Origin of the sequence: Streptomyces polyrhachis, from assembly GCF_042663125.1 — a bacterium.
GTDB lineage: Bacteria > Actinomycetota > Actinomycetes > Streptomycetales > Streptomycetaceae > Streptomyces > Streptomyces polyrhachii.
On the sequence record NZ_JBHSZO010000011.1, the window covers coordinates 63666 to 85239 of the forward strand.

Genomic DNA, 21574 nt, shown 5'->3' on the forward strand with positions numbered 1-21574 from the left:
TCATGTAGTGGTCCATTTCTCGAAGGAGAGGCCGCCGCCGGTGTTCTTCTGGCGGGTGGTCCACAGGCGGCCGTCCTGCGACACGAGGGCGACTACCAGGAGCCCGCGGGCGTCGAAGGCCAGCGCGGGCGGTCCGGCGGCACTAGGGCCACCCAGTTCGGACCACCAGACGCCGGCCTGTTCGTAGCCGGTGGCGTAGGCCGCGAAGAGCACCGTGCCGTCGGGCCGGGTGCGGGCCAGGACCGTGTAGTCGTAGCCGTCTATCAGTGCGCGTTGGGCGGCCACCGGTCCCAGACCCCCGGACTCCGCAACGGGATCGATGACGAAGGGACCCTCGGGCGGACGACCGGCCCCCGGTGGGCGGAACGCGAGCAGCATCCCGCTCGACGCGTCCCGCCACAGGCACGTCATCCGGTCCTGACCGGAGTCGAATGCGGCCACTGAGCCGGGCTCGGCGTCCACGCCCAGCTTGCTGCCCCAGCGGTAGGGGGCGCCGGGTTGCTGCTGGAGCCAGTGCACGGCTCCGCCTCGGTAGGGCGCGAGGAACTCCATCCGGCAGGTCGGCCCGATGACGGTGAGTACGCCGGGATCGCGTACCCAGCGCCCCTCCAGGGAGGACCAGGTCGTCCACGACCCTCCGGCCGGCTGGTGGCGTGCCATCAGTCCGGTTCCGTGCCGGTGGACCATGACGTGCAGGGCGCCCGTACCGTCGACCGCCGCGACGGGGACGCCGATCTCGGTCGCGGTTTCGTCCTTCAGGGGGTTTCCCAAGGACCGCCAGCCCAGCAGCGCCTTGCCCGGCTGGTACTGCGTGGCGTGTACGACATCGACCGCGACCGTCCCGTCGGCCTTCTCGCGTCGCCTCCGGGCGAACAAGTGGACGTAGCCGTTGAAGTCCTGGGCGAAGCCCAGCCAGGACTCGAGACCGGGTGCGTCGACCAACTCGGGGCCGGACCACCGCAGTGCCCCGTAGGAGGCGCCGCCGGCCTGCTCGGTCCACCTGACCACGCCGCCCTCGGTGGGTGCGAACGCAATGAGTCGGCCGTCGGTCCCGCGGAAGAGCCAGTTCGGAGTGGGGGGCGGTGCTGAGGCGATGCCCAACCTTCCCCTCCCTCTACGAACAAGACCGTCTATCGTACGCATGAACGACCGGGAAATTTTATGTCGATAGTCAAAGGCGATCGCGTCATGGCGGCCGTCGGAAAAATCACAGCCGTTTTCGTACAACCGTTGTCGCCTCGGATAAGTCGGAGCACGGAGGCGGACTCGTGGCGCCATCCGCGGACACCTGATCCCCGAGCCGCGCCCTCCGTCACCCCTGACGGTCATGGAAAGGACCCTTTGTGAGCCACGCTGCCCAGCAGTCGTTCCAGCCGAGCCGCCGCGCGCCCAAGAAGCGGCGGCGGACCGGGCGGATCGTCGCGCTCTGTCTGCTCGCGCTGCTGCTGCTCAGCTGCGGCTCCCTGTACTGGGTCTACTCCAGCATCGACGGGAACATCGACAGCGTCGACCTGGACCAGGCGCTCGGGGACGACCGGCCGGCCAAGGTGGAGACCGGGGCGCGGGACATTCTCGTCGTCGGGTCCGACTCGCGGGCCGGGGGGGACAACAAGGCGCTCGGCGGCGGGGGGAACGTGAGCGGGGGGCGCTCCGACACCACCATGGTCGTGCACATACCCGCCGGGCGGGAGCGCGCCACCGTGGTGAGCATTCCGCGCGACACCCTCGTCACCCGGCCCGACTGCACCAGGGCCGACGGCTCCACGCTGCCCAGGGCCGAGCGCGTGATGTTCAACTCCGTGTACGCGCTGGGCGGTCCGGCCTGTGTGACGAAGACCGTCGAGGCCATGACCAAGGTGCGCATGGACCACTACATGGAGATCGACTTCTCCGGCTTCAAGGAGCTGGTCGACGCCCTCGGCGGCGTCACCGTCGATCTCGACCAGCCCCTGCACAGCCCCAAGACCGGCCTGGACCTGGAGCCCGGCAGCCACCGGCTCGACGGTACGCAGTCCCTCGCCTTCGTCCGCACCCGCTACGGCTACGGCGACGGCAGCGACCTCGGACGCATAGGGCTGCAGCAGCAGTTCATCCTGGCGCTGCTGGGCGAGGTCAAGAACCAGGACCTCGCCACCAGCCCCACCAAGCTCTACAAGATCGCCGACACGGCGACCGAGACCCTCACCACCGACGAGGGGCTGGGCTCCGTCACCAAGCTCGCCTCCTTCGGCAGGAGCCTCCAGGGGCTGGACACCGCGAACATGGACATGGTCATGATGCCGGTGGAGTACGACAAGCGCGACCCCAACCGCGTGGTGGCCAGGGAGCCGCTCGCCGGCCAGGTCTGGGAGGCCCTGCGCAACGACCAGCCGCTCCCCGAGGCGGCGAAGAAGACCGCCAAGGGCTGACCGCCGGCCGCGGACACGGCGAAGGCGCCGCCCCCGCACCCGGGGGCGGCGCCTTCGCCGTCGCGGACCTCGCGCCCTACCGCCGCGCCCGCGGCTCCCGGCGCTGCGGAAGCGCGACCACCGCGCCGCCGGACGGGCCGGGGAACGGCAGCGGGGCCGGGGGCAGGCCCGCGCACTGGCGCAGGAGTTCGCACCACGCCGTGAGGTGGGCGCCCAGCGCGGTCGGCGGCTCGTTCGGCGTCCACGAGGCGCGGATCTCCATCCGCGTCGACGCGGGGCGCCCCGCCATCCCGCCGAAGTGGTACGAGGAGGACCGCGTCACCGTGCCGCTCGGCTCCCGGTAGGTGACGCCCCGGGTGTCCAGCGCGCCCGTCAGCCACGACCAGCACACCTCCGGCAGCAGCGGGTCCGCGGCCATCTCCGGCTCCAGGTCCGCCCGTACCAGCGTCACCAGGCGGAAGGTGCCGTGCCAGGCGTCGTGCCCCTGCGGATCGTGCAGCAGCACCAGCCGGCCGTCGGCCAGCTCCTCCTCCGGCGCGTCCGGCGAGGCGTCCACGACGACCGTCGCCTCCAGCGCGTGCGCGTACGGGGCCAGCCTGCGCGGGGCCCCGGTCACGTCCAGCCGTACCCCCGCGGGCAGCGGCGCGAGGCGCAGCGCCTCCACCGCCTGCCGGAACGGAAGCGGGGCTCCGTCGTCCGGGGGGAGATTCAAAGGATCATCAGCCAGGTGTCCAGGAGCCGCTGCCATGCGGGAAGAGTAGGGCCTGACCGGGGGAAGCGGACGCCAACCACGCGGGCCGGGGAGCGATATCGCCGAGCATGGCCTGAACTGTGCGCTCACCGCGGGCGCCGGGCCGGGCCCGGCCTCGGGTACGGGGCCGTCCGACGCGCGTGCGAAGATGCCGGGGTGAGTTCTCTTGGTTTCGAGCACCCCGCCTCCGCCGTCCCGAACAGCGCCGCGCGGGATTCCGCTTTCCTGAAGGCGTGCCGGCGCGAGCCCGTCCCGCACACCCCCGTGTGGTTCATGCGGCAGGCCGGCCGCTCCCTGCCCGAGTACCGCGAGGTGCGCCGGGGCACGGCGATGCTCGAGTCGTGCATGATGCCGGAGCTGGTCACCGAGATCACTTTGCAGCCCGTGCGCCGCCACGGCGTGGACGCCGCCATCTACTTCAGCGACATCGTGGTGCCGCTGAAGGCCATCGGCGTCGACCTCGACATCAAGCCCGGCGTCGGCCCCGTCGTCGCCCACCCCATCCGCTCGCGCGCCGACCTCGCGCAGCTGCGCGCCCTGGAGCCCGACGACGTCTCCTACGTCACCGAGGCCATCCGGATGCTCGTCGCCGAGCTGGGCGCCACCCCGCTGATCGGCTTCGCCGGCGCGCCCTTCACGCTGGCCAGCTATCTCGTGGAGGGCGGCCCCTCGCGCAACCACGAGCACACCAAGGCCCTGATGTACGGCGACCCGCAGCTGTGGTCCGAGCTGCTGGACCGCCTCGCGGTCATCACCTCCGCCTTCCTGAAGGTGCAGATCGAGGCCGGCGCCTCGGCCGTGCAGCTCTTCGACTCCTGGGTCGGCGCGCTGAAGCCCGCCGACTACCGCGAGCGGGTCATGCCGCACTCCGCGAAGGTCTTCGAGTCGGTCGCCGGCTACGGCGTGCCGCGCATCCACTTCGGCGTCGGTACGGGCGAGCTGCTCGGGCTGATGGGCGAGGCCGGCGCGGACGTCGTCGGCGTGGACTGGCGCATCCCGCTGGACGAGGCCGCCCGGCGGGTCGGCCCCGGCCGGGCGCTGCAGGGCAACCTCGACCCGGCGGTGCTCTTCGCGCCGCGCGAGGCGCTGCGGGCGCAGGCGGACCAGGTGCTCGACGCGGCGGCCGGACTGGAGGGGCACGTGTTCAACCTCGGACACGGGGTCCTGCCCGACACCGACCCCGCCGCGCTGACCGCGCTCGTGGAGTACGTACACGAGCGCACCGCCCGCTGACGGACTCCGGCGGCGCGCGGGGCCGTACCCCTCAGCCCCGCGCCACCGCCGCGACCGCCTTGCGCGCCGCCACCAGGACCGGGTCCCACACCGGCGAGAACGGCGGTGCGTAGCCGAGGTCCAGCGCGGTCATCTGCTCCACCGTCATCCCCGCCGTCAGCGCCACCGCCGCGATGTCCACGCGCTTGGCCGCGCCCTCGCGGCCGACGATCTGGACGCCGAGCAGTCGGCCCGTACGGCGCTCGGCGAGCATCTTGACCGTGAGCGGGGCCGCGCCCGGGTAGTAGCCGGCGCGGCTGGTCGACTCGACCGTCACCGCCACGAACCGCAGCCCCAGCTCCCGCGCCTGCGCCTCCAGCAGGCCGGTGCGGGCGATCTCCAGCTCGCAGACCTTCGAGACCGCCGTGCCGACCACGCCGGGGAAGACCGCGTAGCCGCCGCCCACGTTCGTACCGATGATCTGGCCCTGCTTGTTGGCGTGCGTGCCCAGCGGGACGTAGCGCTCGCGGCCCGAGACCAGGTCGTGGACCTCCACGCAGTCGCCGCCGGCCCAGATGTTGTCGTGGCCGCGTACGCGCATCGCGAAGTCCGTGAGCAGTCCGCCGCTCGCGCCGAGCGGCAGCCCCGCCGCGCGCGCCAGTTCGGTGCGCGGGCGCACGCCCAGGCCCAGGACCACCAGGTCCGCCGGGTACTCGGCGTCCTGGGTGGCGACCGCGCTGACGCGGCCGTCGTCGTCGGTACGGATCCGCGTGACGCGGGCGCCCGTGACCGTACGGATGCCCATGCCGTTCATCGCCGCCCGCACCAGGCGGCCCATGTCGGGGTCGAGCGTGCTCATCGGCTCCGGGGCCGCCTCCAGGACCGTGACGTCCAGGCCCCGGTGGCGCAGCGCCTCCGCCATCTCGACGCCGATGTAGCCGGCGCCGATGACGACCGCGCGGCGCGGACGCTCCTTGTCCAGGGCGTCGAGGAGGGCGCTGCCGTCGTCCAGGTCCTGCACGCCGTGCACCCCCTCGGCATCGATGCCCGGGAGGTCGGGGCGCCGGGGGACGGCGCCGGTGGCGATGACCAACTGGTCGAAGCCGTGCCAGCGTTCGTCCAGGTCGGGGGCGTCGAGGTCTCTCGTACGGACGCACTGGCGGTCCAGGTCGATGGCCGTCACCTCGGTGCGCATCCGCAGGTCGATGCCCCGGTGGCGGTGCTCCTGCGGGGTGCGGGCGACGAGGTCGCGGCGGTCGGTGACCTCGCCGCCGACCCAGTAGGGGATGCCGCAGGCCGAGTACGAGGAGAAGTGGCCGCGCTCGAAGGCGGTGATCTCCAACTCGTCCTCGGACCTGAGCCTGCGGGCCTGCGAGGCGGCGGACATGCCCGCGGCGTCGCCGCCGATGACGAGCAGGCGTTGCTTCGCGGGCATCTCGTCCTCCCAAGGTGGGCGTGGTCGAGTGCAGCTTAGACCGACCGGCACATGGGGGGCGGCGTCGCGGGTTCTGGCACGCACATCTGCCGCGTTGTCGTCGGTCGCCATGGCTCCGCCATGACTCCCTCCTCCGCCTTGCAGCTGCACGCACCAGAACCCGCTCCTTCTCCCACCCCCCATGTGCCGGTCGGTCTTAGAGGGTGGGCTCCCCTGCCGTGGCGGCGAGTTCCGGCGGCGAGTTCCGGCGGGGGCGGACGAAGCGGCGGGCGACTGCGTACAGCAGGGCCGCCAGGGCGGCGAAGGGCAGGGTCGCCGCCAGGATCATCGCGATCCACAGGAGGGTGGTGGTGAAGGCCGTCCAGCCGCCCTTGAGCGCGGAGAGGACCGTGGGGTCGTCCTTCGTCTCGGGGGCCTTGTCCGGTGCGTAGACGGTCAGTTTGATCGTGCCCATGCTGGTGCGGTCCTTCAGGGAGGTCTGCTGGGCGAGCAGGGCCTCCACGTTGGCCTGGCGGGTGGAGAGTTCGTTCTCCAGGGTGACGATGTCGGTCAGGGCCGTAGCTTTGTCCATGAGCGCGCGGGTGCGGACCACGCTGGCCTTCGCGGACTTCACCCGGCTGTCCACGTCCACCACCTGCTCGGTCACGTCCTCGACCTTGACCTCGCGGCTCAGCAGCCTGTCGCCCAGGCCGGCCGCCTCCTCCAGGGTCTCGTCGTAGGCGGCGGCGGGGATCCTGAGGGTGAGCGCGGCGTGTTCGTCACCCTCGTCGGACGAGGTGGACTCGTGGCCCACGTAGCCGCCGGCCGTCTCCGCCGTGGTCCGCGCGTCCTCGACCGCCGCCGCGACGTCCTTCGCGCTGACGGTGATCTGCGCGGTGCGGATCAGCGCGGTGGGGGTGAGCTTGAGGCGGCCGCCCTGGGCCTCGCGCTGGGCGTCGTCCTTCGCGGACGCCTCCAACGGGGCGGACTTCGCCCCGTCCTGGGCCGCGTCCTGCTGGTCCGTGGAGGAGGCGCCCTTGTTGCTGCCGCTGTCGCTGCCGCCGCAGCCCGTCACCGTGAGCGCCGCCGCCAGGAGCAGCGCGGTCAGTGCCGGGATCGCTCTGGTACGCATCATCGTCCTTGCCCCCCTGGGGTGTTGAGTCGTGCCCCTGTGACGTGGGCGAACCGGCGCGGGTTGCCGTACCGGGTTGCGAAGTGGTCACGGATCGTGTTCTGCGACAGTGGGGGCATGGAGTGCGTGGTGATCGGTGGCGGGATCGCGGGACTGGCCGCGGCGTGGGAACTGGTGCGCGGCGGCGCCCGGGTCACGGTGCTGGAGGCCGCCGGGCGGGTCGGCGGGAAGCTGCACGCCGGGGAGATCGAGGGGCTGCCCGTCGACCTGGGCGCCGAGTCGATGCTGGCGCGGCGCCCCGAGGCCGTGGAGCTGGCGCGGGCCGTGGGACTGGGCGACGCGCTTCGGCCGGTCGCCACGGCCGGCGCCGCCGTGTGGAGCGGCCGCTCCCTGCGCCCGCTGCCCAAGGGGCAGGTGATGGGCGTGCCCGCCTCGGCCGCGGCGCTGGCCGCCTCGTCCGGCCTGGTCACCGCCGAGGCGCTGGAGCGCGTCGCCCGGGAGGACTCGCTGGCGCCGGCCGACGTGGGCGAGGACGTCGCGGTGGGGGAGTACGTCGCCGCGCGGATGGGCCGCGAGGTCGTCGACCGGCTGGTGGAGCCGCTGCTCGGCGGGGTCTACGCCGGGGACGCGTACCGGATCTCGATGCGCGCCGCCGTCCCCGCGCTCTACGCGGCGCTGCGCGAGGGACGTACCCTCACCGGCGCCGTCCGGGCCGTACAGCAGGCCGCGCCCGCCGCCTCCGGACCCGTCTTCCTCGGGATCGAGGGGGGAGTGGGGCGGCTGCCCGGCGCCGTCGCGGCCGAGGTGGCCGCCGGCGGCGGGACGGTGCTCACCGGGTGCGCCGCCACCGGGCTGCGGCGGGTGGACGGGCGCTGGCGGGTCAGCGCGGGGGAGCGGGACTTCGACGCCGACGCGGTGGTCGTGGCGCTGCCCGCCCCGGCCGCCGCCCGGCTGCTGCGTACGGCGGCGCCCGCCTCGGCTGGCGCGCTGGACGCGGTGGCGTACGCCTCGATGGCCCTGGTCACGGTGGCGCTGCGGCGCGCGGAGGCCGAGGCGGCGCTGCCGGCCGGCAGCGGCTTCCTGGTGCCGCCCGTCGAGGGGCGCGTGATCAAGGCGGCCACCTTCTCCTCCCGCAAGTGGGCCTGGACGGGCGACCGGGAGCTGTTCCTGCTGCGCGCCTCCGTCGGACGCCACGGCGACACCGCCGACCTGGAGCGCGACGACGAGGAGCTGGTCGGGCTCGCCCTGCGCGACCTGCGCCTGGCCACCGGGCTGGCCGCCAAGCCGGTCGCCTCGCTCGTCAGCCGCTGGGCGGGCGGGCTGCCCCAGTACGAGGTGGGGCACACCGCCCTGGTGGAGCGGGTGCGGGGCGCGCTGCCCGCCGGGCTCGCGCTCTGCGGGGCGCTCTACGAGGGTGTGGGCATCCCCGCCTGCGTCGCGGGCGGGCGGCGGGCGGCGGCCGGACTGCTGCGCGGGGCCCGGGACCCGGGGGCGGCCGGGGGACCTGGGATAATGGGCGCATGACTGCTGCACCCGAACGCACCCCCAACGCCGGCAAGAAGGCCAAGGACCTCAACGAGGTCATCCGCTACACCCTGTGGTCGGTGTTCAGACTCCGCGACGTCCTCCCCGAGGACCGCACCGGCTACGCCGACGAGGTGCAGGGGCTGTTCGACCAGCTCGCCGCCAAGGACATCACCGTGCGCGGCACCTACGACGTCTCCGGGCTGCGCGCCGACGCGGACGTCATGATCTGGTGGCACGCCGAGACCTCGGACGCCCTGCAGGAGGCGTACAACCTCTTCCGCCGCACCCGGCTGGGGCGCGCCCTGGAGCCCGTGTGGTCGAACATGGCGCTGCACCGGCCCGCCGAGTTCAACCGCTCGCACATCCCCGCCTTCCTGGCCGACGAGACGCCCCGCGACTACGTCTCGGTCTACCCCTTCGTCCGCTCGTACGACTGGTACCTGCTGCCCGACGAGGACCGGCGCCGGATGCTCGCCGACCACGGCAGGATGGCGCGCGGCTACCCGGACGTGCGGGCCAACACCGTGGCGTCCTTCTCGCTGGGCGACTACGAGTGGCTCCTCGCCTTCGAGGCCGACGAGCTGTACCGGATCGTGGACCTGATGCGCCATCTGCGTGCCTCCGAGGCGCGGATGCACGTCCGCGAGGAGGTGCCGTTCTACACCGGGCGCCGCCGGTCGGTGGCGGAGCTGGTGGCCGGGCTCGCCTGAGCTTTCGCCTGCGACGGAGGGCCCGCCCGGGTGCCGGGCGGGCCCTCCGTCATTGCAGTCGGCGTCGCAGTTGTCGTCGCAGTCGCCGTCTCAGGTGTCCCTCAGTCGCGCAGCGACCTGCGCTCCGCCGTCGGCAGCGCGTGCGGGGCGCAGTCGGCCCGGGGGCCGGGGGTGCGGCCCTCCAGCAGGAACCTGTCCACGTACGTGTTCACGCAGGCGTTCGCACCGCCCGCGATGCCGTGCGAGCCCGAGCCGCGCTCGGTGACCAGCGTGGAGCCGCCCAGCCGGCGGTGCAGCGAGCGGGCGCCGGCGTACGGGGTGGCCGCGTCGCGCTCGGCGGCGAGGATCAGCACCGGCGGCAGCTCCCCCTGCGGGATGTTGACGTCCACCGGCTGCTGGCGGGGGGACTTCCAGAAGGCGCACGGCAGGTTCATCCACGTGTTGTCCCACGTCTCGAACGGGGCCATCCGGGCCACGTGCGAGGCGTCCTGGTCCCAGGTCGCCCAACTCGTGGGCCACTCGGCGTCGTTGCACTCCACCGTCGTGTAGACCGCGTTGCCGTTCTCCTCGCCCGCGTAGTCCTGCGGCGCGATGTCCGCGAACTCCACCAGCGCCCGGGGCGAGCCCTCCAGGTACTCCGCCAGCGCGGTCGCCGCGATCGGCCAGTAGTCGTCCGCGTAGCCCGTCTTCAGCATCGCGGCGTGCAGTTGGGCGGTGCCGATCCGGCCGCCGGCCGGCTTCTTCTCCACCGCCGCGCGCACCTTCTCGTAACTGCGCAGCACCTCGTGGGGGGTGGCGCCGAGCCCGTACACCGGGTCGCCCTTGGCGGCCCAGTGGCGGAAGTCGCGCCAGCGGTCCTCGAACGCCACCGACTGCAGCAGGTTGTTGGCGTACCAGACGCGGTTCGGGGCGGGGTCGACCGGGCCGTCCAGGACGAAGCGGCCGACGCGGTCGGGGAAGGCCGTCGCGTACAGGGCGCCGAAGTAGGTGCCGTAGGAGGCGCCGAGGTAGTTGAGCTTCGGCTGGTGCAGCGCGGCGCGCAGCACCTCCAGGTCGCGGGCGTTGTTGACGGAGGTGTAGTGCTCCACGCCGCGGTTGGCGGCGCAGCCCGCCGCGTACGCCTTGGCGCGCTCGACGCGTTCGGCCTTCTCCCGCGCGGTCGGGCGGGCGGGGCTGTGCGAGGGCGCCTTGGCGAATGCCGCCGGGTCCTGGCAGGACAGCGGCGCGGAGGGGGAGACGCCGCGCGGGGCGTAGCCGACGAAGTCGTAGGCGTGGGAGAGGTTGCGCCACTCCGGCAGGTTCGCCAGCAGCGGGAAGTACGTGCCCGAGGCGCCCGGTCCGCCGGGGTTGAAGACCAGCGCGCCCATGCTCCTCTTCGCCGGGCCGGCGCCGCCCGCGGGGACACTCCTCCTGGCGGGTGTGCGGCTGACCAGCAGCTTGATCTGCTCGCCGCGGGGGTCGTCGTAGTCGAGGGGCACCTTGACCGTGCCGCAGTCGACGCTCCTGGGGAGGTGCTCGGAGGCCGGGCAGGAGCCGAAGTCCACGCCCGCGCGCTCGGCGGCGCGGACGGCGATCCTGACGCCCTGGCGCAGTTGCGCGGGGGACTGGCTCTCCGGTGGCGGGGCGGCCGTGGCGGGGGCTCCTGCCAGACCGGTGAGAGCGAGTGAACCGAGAACCCCGTACAACAGTGCTGCTCTCACTGGCGTATCCCTTCACGAAGACATTGAAAAGGGATAGTTCGTCGGCCAATTGAGGAAGTAAAGGAGGTCAGCGGGGTGTCGGTGGGGGGTGGGGGAAACTCCGTCCGATCCGCCCAGCCGGCGCGTCCGGATGGCCTCCGGCCCGCTGCGACCGCTGGACGGTCTCAGTCGCGTGCGCGGTTCTCCAGTGCGGCGCGCAGGTCCGGTTCGGGAAGGGCACGGGGGCCGCGGACCGCCAGGGCCGTGAGCAGGGTGCTGTCGTCCGGGTCGGTCTCGGCGGCGCGCCGGCGGGGGATGCCGAGGCGGGCGAGGGCCTGTTGGCCGGTCACGGTGGCCCAGCGGGTGTGCGGGTGGATCTCGATGCGGGCGATGAGCAGGCAGCCGCCGATCATCAGCAGCGGCAGCACGAACCAGCCCCCGACCGGTGCCCCGGACGTGCCCGGCGGGGCGACGCCGACGGCGGTGAGCCACAGGACGGCCACCACCGGCGCCGCGAGGCGCACCTGCCGCACCCCCGAGGCCAGTTGGACGTGGAGGGACGCCGGGACGGCGAGGCCGTCGCGCGCCAGGTCCTCGCCGAGCGCGAGCACGGGCGCGGAGCCGGCCGCCTGCTCACGGACCCGGGGGATACGGGCCTGGCCCTGCGGTCCGATCGCGGTGAGCACCGCGCGCTCCAGGGCGTCGTCCGCCTCCGGGGCCGCGACGGTGACCCAGCCGGTGTGCGCGAGCAGCAGCCGGCGCTCGCGGGCCATCCGGACGAGCGCCAGGTCGACCACCCGGCGCGGGCCGCCGGCGAGGAACGCCGTTTCGTACAGGGAGAGTTGCGTGGTGGAGTCGCGCTCCGCCTCCGCCGGGTCGGACAGGCGTCCCACCCGAGCGGCGGTGCGGCACAGACGCAGGCAGCTGGTCGCGGCGACGACCCAGGCCAGGAAGACGAACATCACCCACATGGCGGTGTTCTACGCCATGGAGACGGGTCCGCGCCAGTGCATGTCCGGTATGCGAACGACGGTGCGGCCGTCAACTGCTGCTCCCGCCTCCGCAGGACGAGCCGCCACTGCTGCCGCCACAGGACGAACCGCTGCTACCGCCGCAGGATGAGCCGCCGCTGAAACCGCCCTCGCCGCCCGCCCCACCGCCGCCTCCGCAGGACGAGCCGCCTCCGGAGGAGCCGCACCAGGCCGGGCTGGAGGACTCGGTGTACGAGGTGGAGGTGCCCGGGACGTACACGCTCACCGGCGTCCGGTGCACCGCCATGAGCTGCTCGCGCAGCGCCGCGTCCACCAACTCGCCCACCCCGGCGACAGCCACGACCCCCGCCACCGCGCCGCCGACCGCCACCGTGCCGGGCGGGGCCCACGGGTTGCGGGCACGCAGCCCGCGCAGCGCCTCCCGGCCGGCGGGCGTGGTCCGCGCGGACCGCGGGGCGAAGGCGAGCCCGCCGACGACCAGCGTGACGAAGGCGGTGAGGATGCCCAGGGCGGGGCCCGGCGCCGTGGTGAGGATCGCCGCCAGCACACTGAGGGGGATCGTGGCGAAGACGACCAGGGTGAACACCAGCGCCACCCGCCGCCAGTGGCGCAGCACGGGCGGCGGGTACAGCAGCCCGGCGGCGGCCAGCGAGTCGCCTATCTCCTGGACGGACGGATCGCGCATGACCTGGGCCCGCACCGCCGCCAGCGGCGCCGACCAGTCCCCGCCGACGGCGGCCAGCACGGCCCGCTCGACCGGCTCGCGCGCCGTCGGACGCAGCACGTCGACACGCGAGCCGCCCGGCGCCGTCGTGACCCGGATCAGCCCGCCCTCGTGCATCACCGCCAGCACCGTGTCGGCCACCCGGCCCGGACCGCCGGCCAGGAAAGCCGCCTCCAGTACGTCGGTCGGCTGCCAGCCCCAGCTGCCGCGTGCCGACGCCCGCGCCCGGACCGCCGTCACCGCGAGCCAAGCCAGCGCCGCCAGCTGCACCACCGCCATGACGAGGGCCACGGCGCTCACCTCCTCCCCAGCACGCCGCGCGCCCGGCGCAGCAGCTCACGGGTGCGGTGCGGGGCCGGGGCCGCGCGCTCGCGCCACCACAGCGTCAGCTCGCGCCGCACCCCGGGATCGGCGGGCCGCCCCGCGTCCAGCAACTCCCGTACGAAGGCGAGCGCGTCGTGCCGGTAGCCGCCGGTCAGCGGCCGGCGGGCCGCGTAGTCGAGATAGGCGCGGCGGTACTGGGCGCCCAGGATGCGCGGCAGTTCGGGCGCGACCTTCGCCACCACGTCCGCGCGCTTGGCCGCCAGCGCCCGCGACTGCACCCGCAGCCGCGCCCCGTCGAAGCCCTCCGGCACCGGTGTCCCCGCCACCAGCGCCGAGAGCAGCGCCGTCTGCCGCAGCGCGAGCCGCTCGCGCGCGGCGTCCAGCGCCCGGTCCTGGGCGTTTTGCGTCGCGTTCCGAGCGGTCGGCGTGCTCTGCGTCGTCCGCGTGCTCTGCTTCGTCATCGACACCCCCGTGTCAGACATGCGCGATCCTCCTGGACTCCACCACCGCGGTGATCGCCGCCAGCTCGGCGGCCAGCTCACCGGACATGGGGCATCCCCCGCTCGGAGAGCTCGGGGAGGGGAAGTTGTCGTCGCGCTCCAGCAGCACACCCGGCGGCGCGGTGCGCTCGCAGAGCGCCGCCAGCACGTCGAACACCGGCTGGGGCACGGCGTGCGCGTGGCTGTCGTGCCAGACGCCGTCGCGCTCGAAACCGCCGGCGACATGGACGTAGGCGAGGGCCTCCAGGGGCAGCGCGTCGAGGGCGGCGAGGGGGTCCTCACCGCGGTTGACGTGGTTGGTGTGCAGATTGGCCACGTCGATCAGCAGCCCCACGCCCGTACGTTCCACCAGCTCGGCGAGGAACTGCCCCTCGGTGAACTCCTCGTCCGGCCAGGAGAAGAGCGCCGCGATGTTCTCCACGGCCAGCGGCACCGGCAGCGCCTCCTGGGCGATGCGTATGTTGGCACACAGCACGTCCAGCGCGTCGCGCGTCCGGGGCACGGGCAGCAGGTGCCCGGCCTCCAGCCGCGGCGAGGCGGTCAGCGGCCCCCCGGCCCGCACGAAGGCGAGGTGCTCGGTGACGAGCGGCGCGTCCAGCGCCTCCGCCCGCTCGGCCAGCGCCATCAGCCGCGCCGGATCGGGGCGTTCGGCGCCGCCGAGCCCCAGTCCCACCCCGTGCGGCACGACCCGTACCCCGCGCCCGCGCAACTCCTCCAGCGCGGGCGGCAGATGACCCGGGCAGATGTTCTCCGCGACGACCTCGACCCAGTCGATCCCGGCCAGCCCCGCGATCTCCCCCGCGATCTCCGGCCGCCAGCCGATCCCCGTCCCCAGCGACTCCATTGCGCCCCGCCTCCCCGTTTACCGCAGTGACCCCCCGGTCACACTCACCCGCGTGCAGTCATGATGGCCGCGACCGACGCCCCCGAACCGCTGACCGGGCAGTTCAGAGCGAAACTTGAGGTTGCGCACCAACACTGCCGGACGGTCCGGCACCGGGCGGCCGGGTCACCATGGAAGAAGCGTAGGACGACCCACTGACAATTCCACCGGAAGCAGGGCGCGAGGATCCCCGCAGGGCGCTACAGCGCCGCCTCCATCCACACGTCGTCCGGCAGTTCGGGGTGGTCGGGGTCCGGAGTGCGGGCGAACTCCCGGAAGCCCTGGGCGCGGTAGAAGGCCGCCGCCCGCTCGTTGCCGGCCATGTACTCCAGGTGCAGCCGCTCGGCGCCGGCCGCCTTCAGCCGGGCGCGCACCGCCGCCATGAGCGCCGAGCCGACACCCCGGCCGTGGTACGAGGGCAGCACGTACAGCTTCCACAGCACCGGGACGCCGCCGCGCTCCCCGAGCCCCGCCATCCCGACGATCCGGCTGCCGGCACCGGACGCCTCGGGCCCGCCCGCCACCTCCGCCACCAGCACGTTCCCCGCCGCGATCCCCCGCGCCGTGGACTGCGTCGACCACCACACCGCCAACCGCGACTCCACGTACCGCGCGCCCGCCAGCGGCGTGTAGGTGGGCGGCCACGCGGCCAGCCCGACGGCCCGTACCCCCTCGGTGTCGGACGGCACGGCCTCGCGGATCAGGAGTTCCTCGTTCATCGGGCCATGGGAGCGCCTCAGGTCAGGGCCGGTCAAGCGGCTTATGCGAGCCGCGCAGCGCCGGATGCTCCGCCACCACCGTGCAGCTGCCCGGCGCGATCTCCGTGAAGCCCGCGTCGCGGACCACCGGCAGCCCGCTGCGGACCAGTTCCTCCCACTGGGCGGGGGCGGCGGTGCGTACCGCCAGCTCGAAGCCCGACTCGCGCCAGATCGCGCGGTCGGCCTCGCGCAGCTCCCACCAGGCGAGCTGCGCGCCGTGGCCGGCCTGCGCCATCGCCTTGCCCGCCGACATCTCCAGCCCCGGCGCCAGCCACAGCACGGGGACGCCGGGCGCGGGCGCACCCGGTGGTACGGGATCGGCCAACTCGGTGCCGGAGACCTGGAGTTTCGCCAGCTCCTTCGGCCAGCCGTCCAGGGGGACGGGCGGGAAGACGCGCACCTCGGCGCCCGTCCCGACGACCGTGAGTCCGGGCAGCTCCCGCGCCCGCCGCCACTCCGCGCCCCGGGCCCGGCGCACAACCTTGCGGATCCGGGCGTCCTGCCAGTGCTCCACCGCCTCGGCCCACTCGCCGTCGGCGGCCGTCACCCGCTCGTCCTCCAGCAGCGACAGCACCGCGCGGGCGGCCGTCTCCAGCGCGTCCGTACGGGCCGGGGGAGCGGTCTTCTCGAGGTGGACCACGAGCGGGAGCACGTACTGCGGCTTCCCGTCGCGTTCGGTCTCGGCAGGGGTGACGGGGCTGGAGGCATCGGTGCTGGTCATCGGCGCCAAGTCTGCCAGGTGCGAAACGGGCCCGCTGACGGGCTTGTCGGAGGGGGTGGTTCCGGCGGAGGATCACCCCATGCATAGCGACATCTTCGCCAAGGAGCACATGGCCGAGCCGGCGACGGCTCCCGGTATGACGCTGCAGAACGCCAAGTGCGTCAAGTACGCCGTCAACGGCGAATGCCTCGCCCGCCAGGGCGCGATGATCGCCTTCCGGGGCAATCTGCAGTTCGAGAAGAAGGGCCAGGGGGCCGGCCAGTTCCTCAAGCGCGCCGTCACGGGCGAGGGGCTGGCGCTGATGGCGGTGCGCGGCCAGGGCGAGGCGTGGTTCGCGCACGAGGCGGCGAACTGCTTCATCATCGACATGGCCCCCGGCGACGCGCTCACCGTCAACGGGCGCAACGTCCTGTGCTTCGACCCGACGCTCAGCTACGACATAAAGATGGTCAAGGGCGCCGGCATGATCGGCGGCGGCCTCTTCAACAGCGTCTTCACCGGACAGGGCCGGCTCGCCGTCATCTGCGAGGGGACGCCCGTCGTCATCCCCGTCTCGCCGCAGTACCCGGTCTTCGTCGACACCGACGCGGTGGTCGGCTGGAGCGCCCAGCTCCAGACCTCGCTGCACCGCTCGCAGTCCTTCGGCTCGATGCTGCGCGGCGGCTCGGGCGAGGCGATGCAACTGCGGCTGGACGGCGAGGGGTTCGTGATCGTCCGGCCGAGCGAGTCCCGTCCCGTCCCGGCGGCGCACTGAGCGGCGGCCGTCAGCGCGCCGCCAGCAGCTCCGACACCTTCGCGAACGCGAAGCCGCGCCGGCGCAGCTCCGGCACGATCGTCCGTACGGCCGCCTCGGTGGCCGGTGCCGCGCTTTTCGTACAGTGCAGCACCACCACCGAGCCCGGCCGCACCTGCGCCAGCACCTCGTCTGCCACCGCCGCCGCGTCCGTCGCGAAGGCGTCGCCGCTCGCCACGTCCCACTGCACCGCCGTGACCCCCGTCGGGGCGAGGGCCTTCAGCGCCGCCGCGTCGTAGCAGCCGCCCGGGAAGCGGAAGTAGGGCACCACGTCCGGTACGCCCGCCCGCCGGAAGGCGGCGAAGGCCCGCTCCACGTCGGCGCGCATCGCCGCCGGGTCGACGGCGGGCAGCCCGTAGCAGGGGGTGGTGAAGGCGTGGTGGCTGTAGGAGTGGTTGGCGACCTCGAAGAGCGGGTCGCCGCCGATCGCGCGGGCCTGGCGCGGGTACTGCTCGGCCCAGGCGCCGGTCATGAACACCGTCGAGGGCACCCGCAGCCGCCGCAGGGTGGCGATCAGCTCGGGGTTGTCGAAGCGCTCGCCGCCGGCGGCCCGCTCCACCTGGTCGGACATCATGTCCGCGTCGAAGGTCAGCGCCACGCGCCGGCCCTGCCGGGCGCCGTGCGCGCGCACGGGGGTGACGGTGCGGGGGGTGCGGGGCGCCTGCGCGGCGCGCCGCGGCGCCTCGGCGGCGTGTTTTTCGACGCGCTTGCCGGGGTGCCCGGCGCCGCCCCGGGCGTCCTCGTCGGGTGCCGGGCCGCCGCAGCCCGCCAGCAGTGCGGCGGCGGTGATGAGCAGGGTCAGCGTGCGGACGCTCCGGGGCACGGTGGTCATGCCCCGGAGCGTAAGTACGACTTATGTGGTTTTCGTGCAGGCGGTGACGGCGGCGCCCCGGGCGGCGCAGGGGGTTACGCCGAAAGGCCGACCGGCCCGCTCACCAGGGCCCGGTGACCGCGAAGGTCGTCCCGGGCGTGTACGCGTTGACGTACATCGTCCGGCCGTCCGGGGAGAAGGTCACCCCCGCGAACTCGCCCCACTCCGGGGCCTCGGGAGTGCCGATGTTCTGCGCGTTGCGCGCCATCGGGTAGACCTCGCCGCCGCGCGTCAGCCCGTACACGTGCTGGACGCCCTCGCCGTCCTCGCAGACCATCAGGCCGCCGTCGGGGGCCAGGGCGATGTTGTCGGGCTCCTCGCCCGGCAGCTGCACGTCGGTGTCCGGGCCGAAGGCGATGACCAGCTTGAGCGTGCGCGCCTGCGGGTCGTAGCGCCAGACCTGGCCGAAGTGCGTCGCCGCCGAGCCGTCCGCGGCGCGGGCGAAGCTGCAGACGAAGTAGACGCTGCGGCCGCCCCAGTAGCAGCCCTCGAGCTTCTGCCCGTGGGTGATGCCGAGCGGGCCGAAGTCCTGGTCGCGGATGGGGGTTTGGGCGGCGAGCGGGTCGGGGACGTCGACCCACTCGATGCCGTGGAAGACCGTGCCGGTCTCCTGTACGGAGGAGAGGTCCGCGACCCCGGGCACCCGCATCGCCTGCAGCCGCCCGCCCGCCCGCAGCGAGCCGGGGCCGCCGAGCGGCTTGGCCGGCAGGAAGCGGTAGAAGAGGCCGAAGGGGGAGGCGAAGGCGTCCTCCGTCTCGTACACCACCCCCGTGCGCGGGTCGATGGCCACCGCCTCGTGCTGGAAGCGGCCCATCGCGGTGAGCGGGACGGCGCCGCTGCGGTACGGGTCGCGGGCGTCGACCTCGAAGACGAAGCCGTGGTCCTTGGTGTAGCCGTTGGTGCCGGCCCGGTCCTCGTTCTCCTCGCAGGTCAGCCAGGTCCCCCAGAGGGAGGGGCCGCCGGCGCAGTTCACGGCCGTACCGGCGATCGACACCCGCTCGTCGGTGACCTCGCCGCGCCGGTCGAGGTGGATCGTCGTACAACCCCCCTTGGCCCCCGGGTCGTAGGTCAGGCCGTCGATCGCCGGCACCGGGTACTTCGCGGTGGGGCGGTTCTCGTGGTTGCGCACCAGCGCCACCGAGCCGCGGCCCAGGGCGAAGGCGGCCATGCCGTCGCAGTTGCCCGGCACCGGGCCCTCGCCGGAGCGCAGCGGGTCGCCGGTGCGGGACAGGACGCGGTAGGCGAAGCCCTCCGGCAGGTCGAGCAGTCCGGTCGGATCGGGTACGAGGGGGCCGTAGCCCGCCCCCGTGCCCATGCCCCGGGCGGCGGCGCTGGAGCCGGTGAAGAGTTCGCCGACGGCCCCGGCGAAGGCGATGCCCACGCCGGCGGCGCCGGTACGGGCGAGGAGTTCACGTCGTGACGTCATCTGAGTCAGGTCAACTTCCTGCTGGAGGACAGGAGATGTGCGGGGTCGTGTCTACCACTTGATGAACGGCATGTGAACGGGGCGTGCGCCCGGCGCCTCAGCGTGTCGCCCCGCGCTCAGCCCCGCGCCGCCGCCAGCGGCCCCGCGTCCCGGGCCAGCGCGGTGAGGCGGGAGATCGCGCGGAAGTACTTCTTCCGGTAGCCGCCGGCCAGCATCTCCCCGCTGAAGATCGCGTCGAACGGCAGCCCCGAGGCCAGCACCGGCACCTCGCGGTCGTAGAGCCGGTCGGCCAGCACCACCAGGCGCAGCGCCGTCGACTGGTCGGGGACCTCCTTGACGCCCGTCAGGCAGACCGCCGCGACGTCGTCCGTCATCGCGCCGTAGCGGCTCGGGTGCACCGAGGCCAGGTGCTCCAGCAGCGCCGGGAAGGCGTCCAGTGTCGCGCCCGGCGTCGTGTGGGCCACCCGGGTGACCGTCTCGGTGGAGAACGGCGCGGGCGCCTGGGGCAGGCCCCGGTGGCGGTAGTCCTCGCCGTCGATGCGCAGGGGGCGGAAGCGCGCCGAGAGGCCCTGGATCTCGCGCAGGAAGTCGGCCGCCGCGAAGCGGCCCTCGCCGAGCTTGCCGGGCAGCGTGTTGGAGGTGGCCGCCAGGGCGACGCCCGCGTCCACGAGCCGGCCCAGCAGCGTGGAGACGAGCACCGTGTCGCCGGGGTCGTCCAGCTCGAACTCGTCGATGCACAGCAGCCGGTGGCCGCTGAGCGTGGCCACGGTCTGCTGGAAGCCCAGCGCGCCGACCAGGTTCGTCAGCTCCACGAAGGTGCCGAACGCCTTGAGCTGCGGGGCGGCGGGCGTCGCGTGCCAGAGCGAGGCGAGCAGATGGGTCTTGCCGACGCCGTAGCCGCCGTCGAGATAGACGCCGCGCGGGCCCGCGGGAGCGGCGGGGGCCTTGCGGAACCAGCGCTTCACCCCGCCGCCGACCGCCGTGGCGCCGCCGCCGAGGCCGCTGGCGAAGTCCGACAGGACCCGTACCGCCTCGGTCTGGCTGGGCTGGGAGGCGTCGGGGACGTACGTGGCGAAGCGCACCGAGTCGAAGCGCGGCGGCGGCACCATCTCGGCCACCAGCCGCTCGGCCGGCACCTGCGGGCGGCGCTCGCTCAGCGCACCGGGCGCCGAGGGGGCTCCGGCGGTCCCGGCGGTCCCGGACGTACCGGACGTTCCGGGCGCCCCGGATGGGGGAGTGGCGGCGGGTATGGGCGAAGGGCTGGAGGATGGCACCTGTCCATGGTAGGTGCCCGGATGCCGAGGTGTGCGCGGAGGTTCGGGCCCGAGCGGGCCGTGCCACACTGCCTCCCATGCGACGTCTGTTCCCCGTTTCGAGTGATTTCGCCGCCGCCGACCGCGAGTGGAGCCTCACCGAACTCGCCGAGGTCTACGCGTACCCCGAGGACGCCCCCGTCTGGCTGCGGGCGAACATGGTCTCCTCGCTGGACGGCGCGGCCCATGTCGGCAGCCGCTCGCAGCCGCTCTCCAGCGAGGCCGACATGCGGATCTTCGGTGTGCTGCGGGCGCTGGCGGACGTGGTGGTCGTCGGTGCGGAAACGGTTCGCCAGGAGGGCTACCGCCCCGCCCGCGCCCGAGAGGCCTTCGCCGCGCGGCGCCGCGAGCGCGGCCAGACCCCGGCGCCCGCGATCGCCGTCCTGAGCGTGAGCCTCGACCTCGACTTCGGCCAACCCCTCTTCACCGAGCCGCTGACGCCCACGCTCATCCTGACGGGCGAGCGGGCCCCGGCCGAGCGGGTCGAGGCGGCGCGGGCGGCGGGCGCGCAGGTCGTCCTCGCCGGGCCGGGCGCCGGGGCGGCCCCGCTCGACGCCGTACGGGCCCTCGCCGACCGGGGCCTGGGCCGGATCCTCTGCGAGGGCGGGCCCCGGGTGCTCGCCTCCTTCGCCGCGGCCGGGGCGCTGGACGAGCTGTGCCTGACGCTGGCGCCCCGGGTGGCGCTCGGCGACGCGCCGCGGGTGATGGAGGGGAAGACGGAGCTGCCCGTCCCCCGGGACTTCGCCCTCGGCTCGCTCATGGAGGAGGCCGGCTTCCTCTTCACCCGCTACCGTCGGAGCTGACAATGAGCGGAATACCCCGTTCCGTTTCGCGGAATATCTCGTTCCGTTTAGTGCGGACTGGGCAGACTGGAGCCGCAGGATCGTTTCTGGAGCACCCCTCGCCGAGGGGGCGCCGCAGGCATGGAGGACGCACGCCGTGATCACCACAGTGCTGATGATCGAGAAACCCCTGGTTCCCGTGGACGTGGAGATGGTGACGCGGCTCCACGGCGACGAGCCGGTGACCTTCTACGTGCTGCTGCAGCCGCGCGGGAACCAGGACCGGCTGCTGCGCTCCCTCGACGACGTCGTCCTGGGCGAGTTCGACGAGGCGGTGCACGAGGGGCACGTCCCCGAGGGCGAGGCGGCCGTCTCCCCGGCCGAGACCGCACTGAAGCACTCGGTGAAGGCACTGCGGGACGCGGGGGCGAAGGCGTCCGGGGAGATCGTCGAGGGCGATCCGCTGGAGACGCTGCGCAAGGCCGTCGCCGAGCACAAGGCCGACGAGGTCATCGTGCTGACGGCGCCGCACCAGGTGGAGGAGTTCTTCCACCGCGACTGGGCCTCACGGGCGCGGCACAAGGTGGGGGTGCCCGTTTTGAAACTCTTCGCCCACAACGACGTGTAGGCGGCACGCGAGCGGACGTACGGCCG

19 protein-coding genes and 1 pseudogene are annotated in these 21574 nt (G+C 73.8%); 7 read left to right on the plus strand and 13 right to left on the minus strand.

Translation table 11 applies throughout. From position 1 onward, the window contains the following. Entirely contained in the window at window positions 1-1008 is a 1008-nt protein-coding gene (locus ACFQLX_RS09425) for a PLL family lectin (RefSeq protein ID WP_386413739.1), read from the minus strand. A gap of 335 nt (window positions 1009-1343) precedes the next feature. Here ACFQLX_RS09425 and ACFQLX_RS09430 point away from each other — a divergent pair, with 335 nt between their 5' ends. After that, entirely contained in the window at window positions 1344-2408 is a 1065-nt protein-coding gene (locus ACFQLX_RS09430) for an LCP family protein (RefSeq protein WP_386413740.1), read from the plus strand. 76 nt (window positions 2409-2484) lie between these two features. On the opposite strand, the gene ACFQLX_RS09435 is transcribed toward ACFQLX_RS09430, so the two are convergent. Next, window positions 2485-3156: a DUF3000 domain-containing protein gene (locus ACFQLX_RS09435; RefSeq protein ID WP_386413741.1), complete on the minus strand. Its 672-nt coding sequence runs from the start codon at window positions 3154-3156 to the stop codon at window positions 2485-2487. 159 nt (window positions 3157-3315) lie between these two features. Here ACFQLX_RS09435 and hemE point away from each other — a divergent pair, with 159 nt between their 5' ends. Then, window positions 3316-4392 (plus strand): uroporphyrinogen decarboxylase, encoded by a 1077-nt coding sequence (gene hemE, locus ACFQLX_RS09440; protein WP_386413742.1) that lies wholly within the window; start codon window positions 3316-3318, stop codon window positions 4390-4392. Window positions 4393-4423: 31 nt separating this feature from the next. On the opposite strand, the gene ACFQLX_RS09445 is transcribed toward hemE, so the two are convergent. Then, window positions 4424-5806 (minus strand): FAD-dependent oxidoreductase, encoded by a 1383-nt coding sequence (locus ACFQLX_RS09445; protein WP_386413743.1) that lies wholly within the window; start codon window positions 5804-5806, stop codon window positions 4424-4426. 196 nt (window positions 5807-6002) lie between these two features. Next, entirely contained in the window at window positions 6003-6920 is a 918-nt protein-coding gene (locus tag ACFQLX_RS09450; protein ID WP_386413744.1) for a DUF4349 domain-containing protein, read from the minus strand. Between the two features lie 114 nt (window positions 6921-7034). Between ACFQLX_RS09450 and hemG the strand changes: the two genes are divergently transcribed. Continuing rightward, window positions 7035-8441: a protoporphyrinogen oxidase gene (gene hemG / locus ACFQLX_RS09455; RefSeq protein WP_386413745.1), complete on the plus strand. Its 1407-nt coding sequence runs from the start codon at window positions 7035-7037 to the stop codon at window positions 8439-8441. Then, entirely contained in the window at window positions 8438-9154 is a 717-nt protein-coding gene (gene hemQ, locus ACFQLX_RS09460; protein WP_386413746.1) for a hydrogen peroxide-dependent heme synthase, read from the plus strand. The genes hemG and hemQ overlap by 4 nt, the downstream gene beginning before the upstream one ends. 101 nt (window positions 9155-9255) lie before the next feature. On the opposite strand, the gene ACFQLX_RS09465 is transcribed toward hemQ, so the two are convergent. The 6 genes and pseudogenes from ACFQLX_RS09465 to ACFQLX_RS09490 form a co-directional block, all read right to left on the minus strand. Continuing rightward, window positions 9256-10854, minus strand: a complete 1599-nt coding sequence (locus ACFQLX_RS09465) for an alpha/beta hydrolase (RefSeq protein WP_386413747.1) — start codon at window positions 10852-10854, stop codon at window positions 9256-9258. A gap of 164 nt (window positions 10855-11018) precedes the next feature. Then, window positions 11019-11804, minus strand: a complete 786-nt coding sequence (locus ACFQLX_RS09470) for a TIGR04222 domain-containing membrane protein (RefSeq protein WP_386413748.1) — start codon at window positions 11802-11804, stop codon at window positions 11019-11021. A gap of 70 nt (window positions 11805-11874) precedes the next feature. Further along, entirely contained in the window at window positions 11875-12849 is a 975-nt protein-coding gene (locus ACFQLX_RS09475; protein ID WP_386413749.1) for a TIGR04222 domain-containing membrane protein, read from the minus strand. Then, window positions 12846-14217 (minus strand): annotated as a pseudogene (locus ACFQLX_RS09480) (MbnB/TglH/ChrH family RiPP precursor modification enzyme). The gene ACFQLX_RS09475 and the pseudogene ACFQLX_RS09480 overlap by 4 nt, the downstream one beginning before the upstream one ends. Before the next feature lie 239 nt (window positions 14218-14456). Continuing rightward, window positions 14457-14975 (minus strand): GNAT family N-acetyltransferase, encoded by a 519-nt coding sequence (locus tag ACFQLX_RS09485; protein ID WP_386413750.1) that lies wholly within the window; start codon window positions 14973-14975, stop codon window positions 14457-14459. 22 nt (window positions 14976-14997) lie between these two features. Then, on the minus strand, window positions 14998-15735 hold the full coding sequence (locus ACFQLX_RS09490) for an aminoacyl-tRNA hydrolase (protein WP_386413751.1): 738 nt from the start codon (window positions 15733-15735) through the stop codon (window positions 14998-15000). 79 nt (window positions 15736-15814) lie between these two features. On the opposite strand from ACFQLX_RS09490, the gene ACFQLX_RS09495 reads away from it, so the two are divergent. Continuing rightward, window positions 15815-16489 (plus strand): AIM24 family protein, encoded by a 675-nt coding sequence (locus ACFQLX_RS09495; protein WP_386413752.1) that lies wholly within the window; start codon window positions 15815-15817, stop codon window positions 16487-16489. Window positions 16490-16499: 10 nt separating this feature from the next. On the opposite strand, the gene ACFQLX_RS09500 is transcribed toward ACFQLX_RS09495, so the two are convergent. The 3 genes from ACFQLX_RS09500 to zapE form a co-directional block, all read right to left on the minus strand. Further along, window positions 16500-17360: a polysaccharide deacetylase family protein gene (locus ACFQLX_RS09500; protein ID WP_386413753.1), complete on the minus strand. Its 861-nt coding sequence runs from the start codon at window positions 17358-17360 to the stop codon at window positions 16500-16502. Between the two features lie 100 nt (window positions 17361-17460). Then, window positions 17461-18825 (minus strand): alkaline phosphatase PhoX, encoded by a 1365-nt coding sequence (locus ACFQLX_RS09505; RefSeq protein WP_386413754.1) that lies wholly within the window; start codon window positions 18823-18825, stop codon window positions 17461-17463. 116 nt (window positions 18826-18941) lie between these two features. Further along, window positions 18942-19982, minus strand: coding sequence for a cell division protein ZapE (gene zapE / locus ACFQLX_RS09510; protein WP_386413802.1), 1041 nt, complete (start codon window positions 19980-19982; stop codon window positions 18942-18944). A 194-nt stretch (window positions 19983-20176) separates the two neighbouring features. On the opposite strand from zapE, the gene ACFQLX_RS09515 reads away from it, so the two are divergent. Next, window positions 20177-20941: a pyrimidine reductase family protein gene (locus ACFQLX_RS09515; RefSeq protein ID WP_386413755.1), complete on the plus strand. Its 765-nt coding sequence runs from the start codon at window positions 20177-20179 to the stop codon at window positions 20939-20941. A 136-nt stretch (window positions 20942-21077) separates the two neighbouring features. After that, window positions 21078-21548: an indole-3-glycerol phosphate synthase gene (locus ACFQLX_RS09520; protein WP_386413756.1), complete on the plus strand. Its 471-nt coding sequence runs from the start codon at window positions 21078-21080 to the stop codon at window positions 21546-21548. Window positions 21549-21574 lie beyond the last annotated feature (26 nt).

What these genes read in the sequence shown, in the direction of transcription:
- ACFQLX_RS09500 (WP_386413753.1), bottom strand. Translation starts at nt 17,360, where the DNA reads ATGACCACCGTGCCCCGGAGCGTCCGCACGCTGACCCTGCTCATCACC.
- ACFQLX_RS09450 (WP_386413744.1), bottom strand. Translation starts at nt 6,920, where the DNA reads ATGATGCGTACCAGAGCGATCCCGGCACTGACCGCGCTGCTCCTGGCG.
- ACFQLX_RS09515 (WP_386413755.1), top strand. Translation starts at nt 20,177, where the DNA reads ATGCGACGTCTGTTCCCCGTTTCGAGTGATTTCGCCGCCGCCGACCGC.
- ACFQLX_RS09445 (WP_386413743.1), bottom strand. Translation starts at nt 5,806, where the DNA reads ATGCCCGCGAAGCAACGCCTGCTCGTCATCGGCGGCGACGCCGCGGGC.
- ACFQLX_RS09490 (WP_386413751.1), bottom strand. Translation starts at nt 15,735, where the DNA reads ATGACCAGCACCGATGCCTCCAGCCCCGTCACCCCTGCCGAGACCGAA.
- ACFQLX_RS09470 (WP_386413748.1), bottom strand. Translation starts at nt 11,804, where the DNA reads ATGTGGGTGATGTTCGTCTTCCTGGCCTGGGTCGTCGCCGCGACCAGC.
- ACFQLX_RS09435 (WP_386413741.1), bottom strand. Translation starts at nt 3,156, where the DNA reads ATGGCAGCGGCTCCTGGACACCTGGCTGATGATCCTTTGAATCTCCCC.
- ACFQLX_RS09485 (WP_386413750.1), bottom strand. Translation starts at nt 14,975, where the DNA reads ATGAACGAGGAACTCCTGATCCGCGAGGCCGTGCCGTCCGACACCGAG.
- ACFQLX_RS09495 (WP_386413752.1), top strand. Translation starts at nt 15,815, where the DNA reads ATGCATAGCGACATCTTCGCCAAGGAGCACATGGCCGAGCCGGCGACG.
- hemQ (WP_386413746.1), top strand. Translation starts at nt 8,438, where the DNA reads ATGACTGCTGCACCCGAACGCACCCCCAACGCCGGCAAGAAGGCCAAG.
- hemG (WP_386413745.1), top strand. Translation starts at nt 7,035, where the DNA reads ATGGAGTGCGTGGTGATCGGTGGCGGGATCGCGGGACTGGCCGCGGCG.
- ACFQLX_RS09505 (WP_386413754.1), bottom strand. Translation starts at nt 18,825, where the DNA reads ATGACGTCACGACGTGAACTCCTCGCCCGTACCGGCGCCGCCGGCGTG.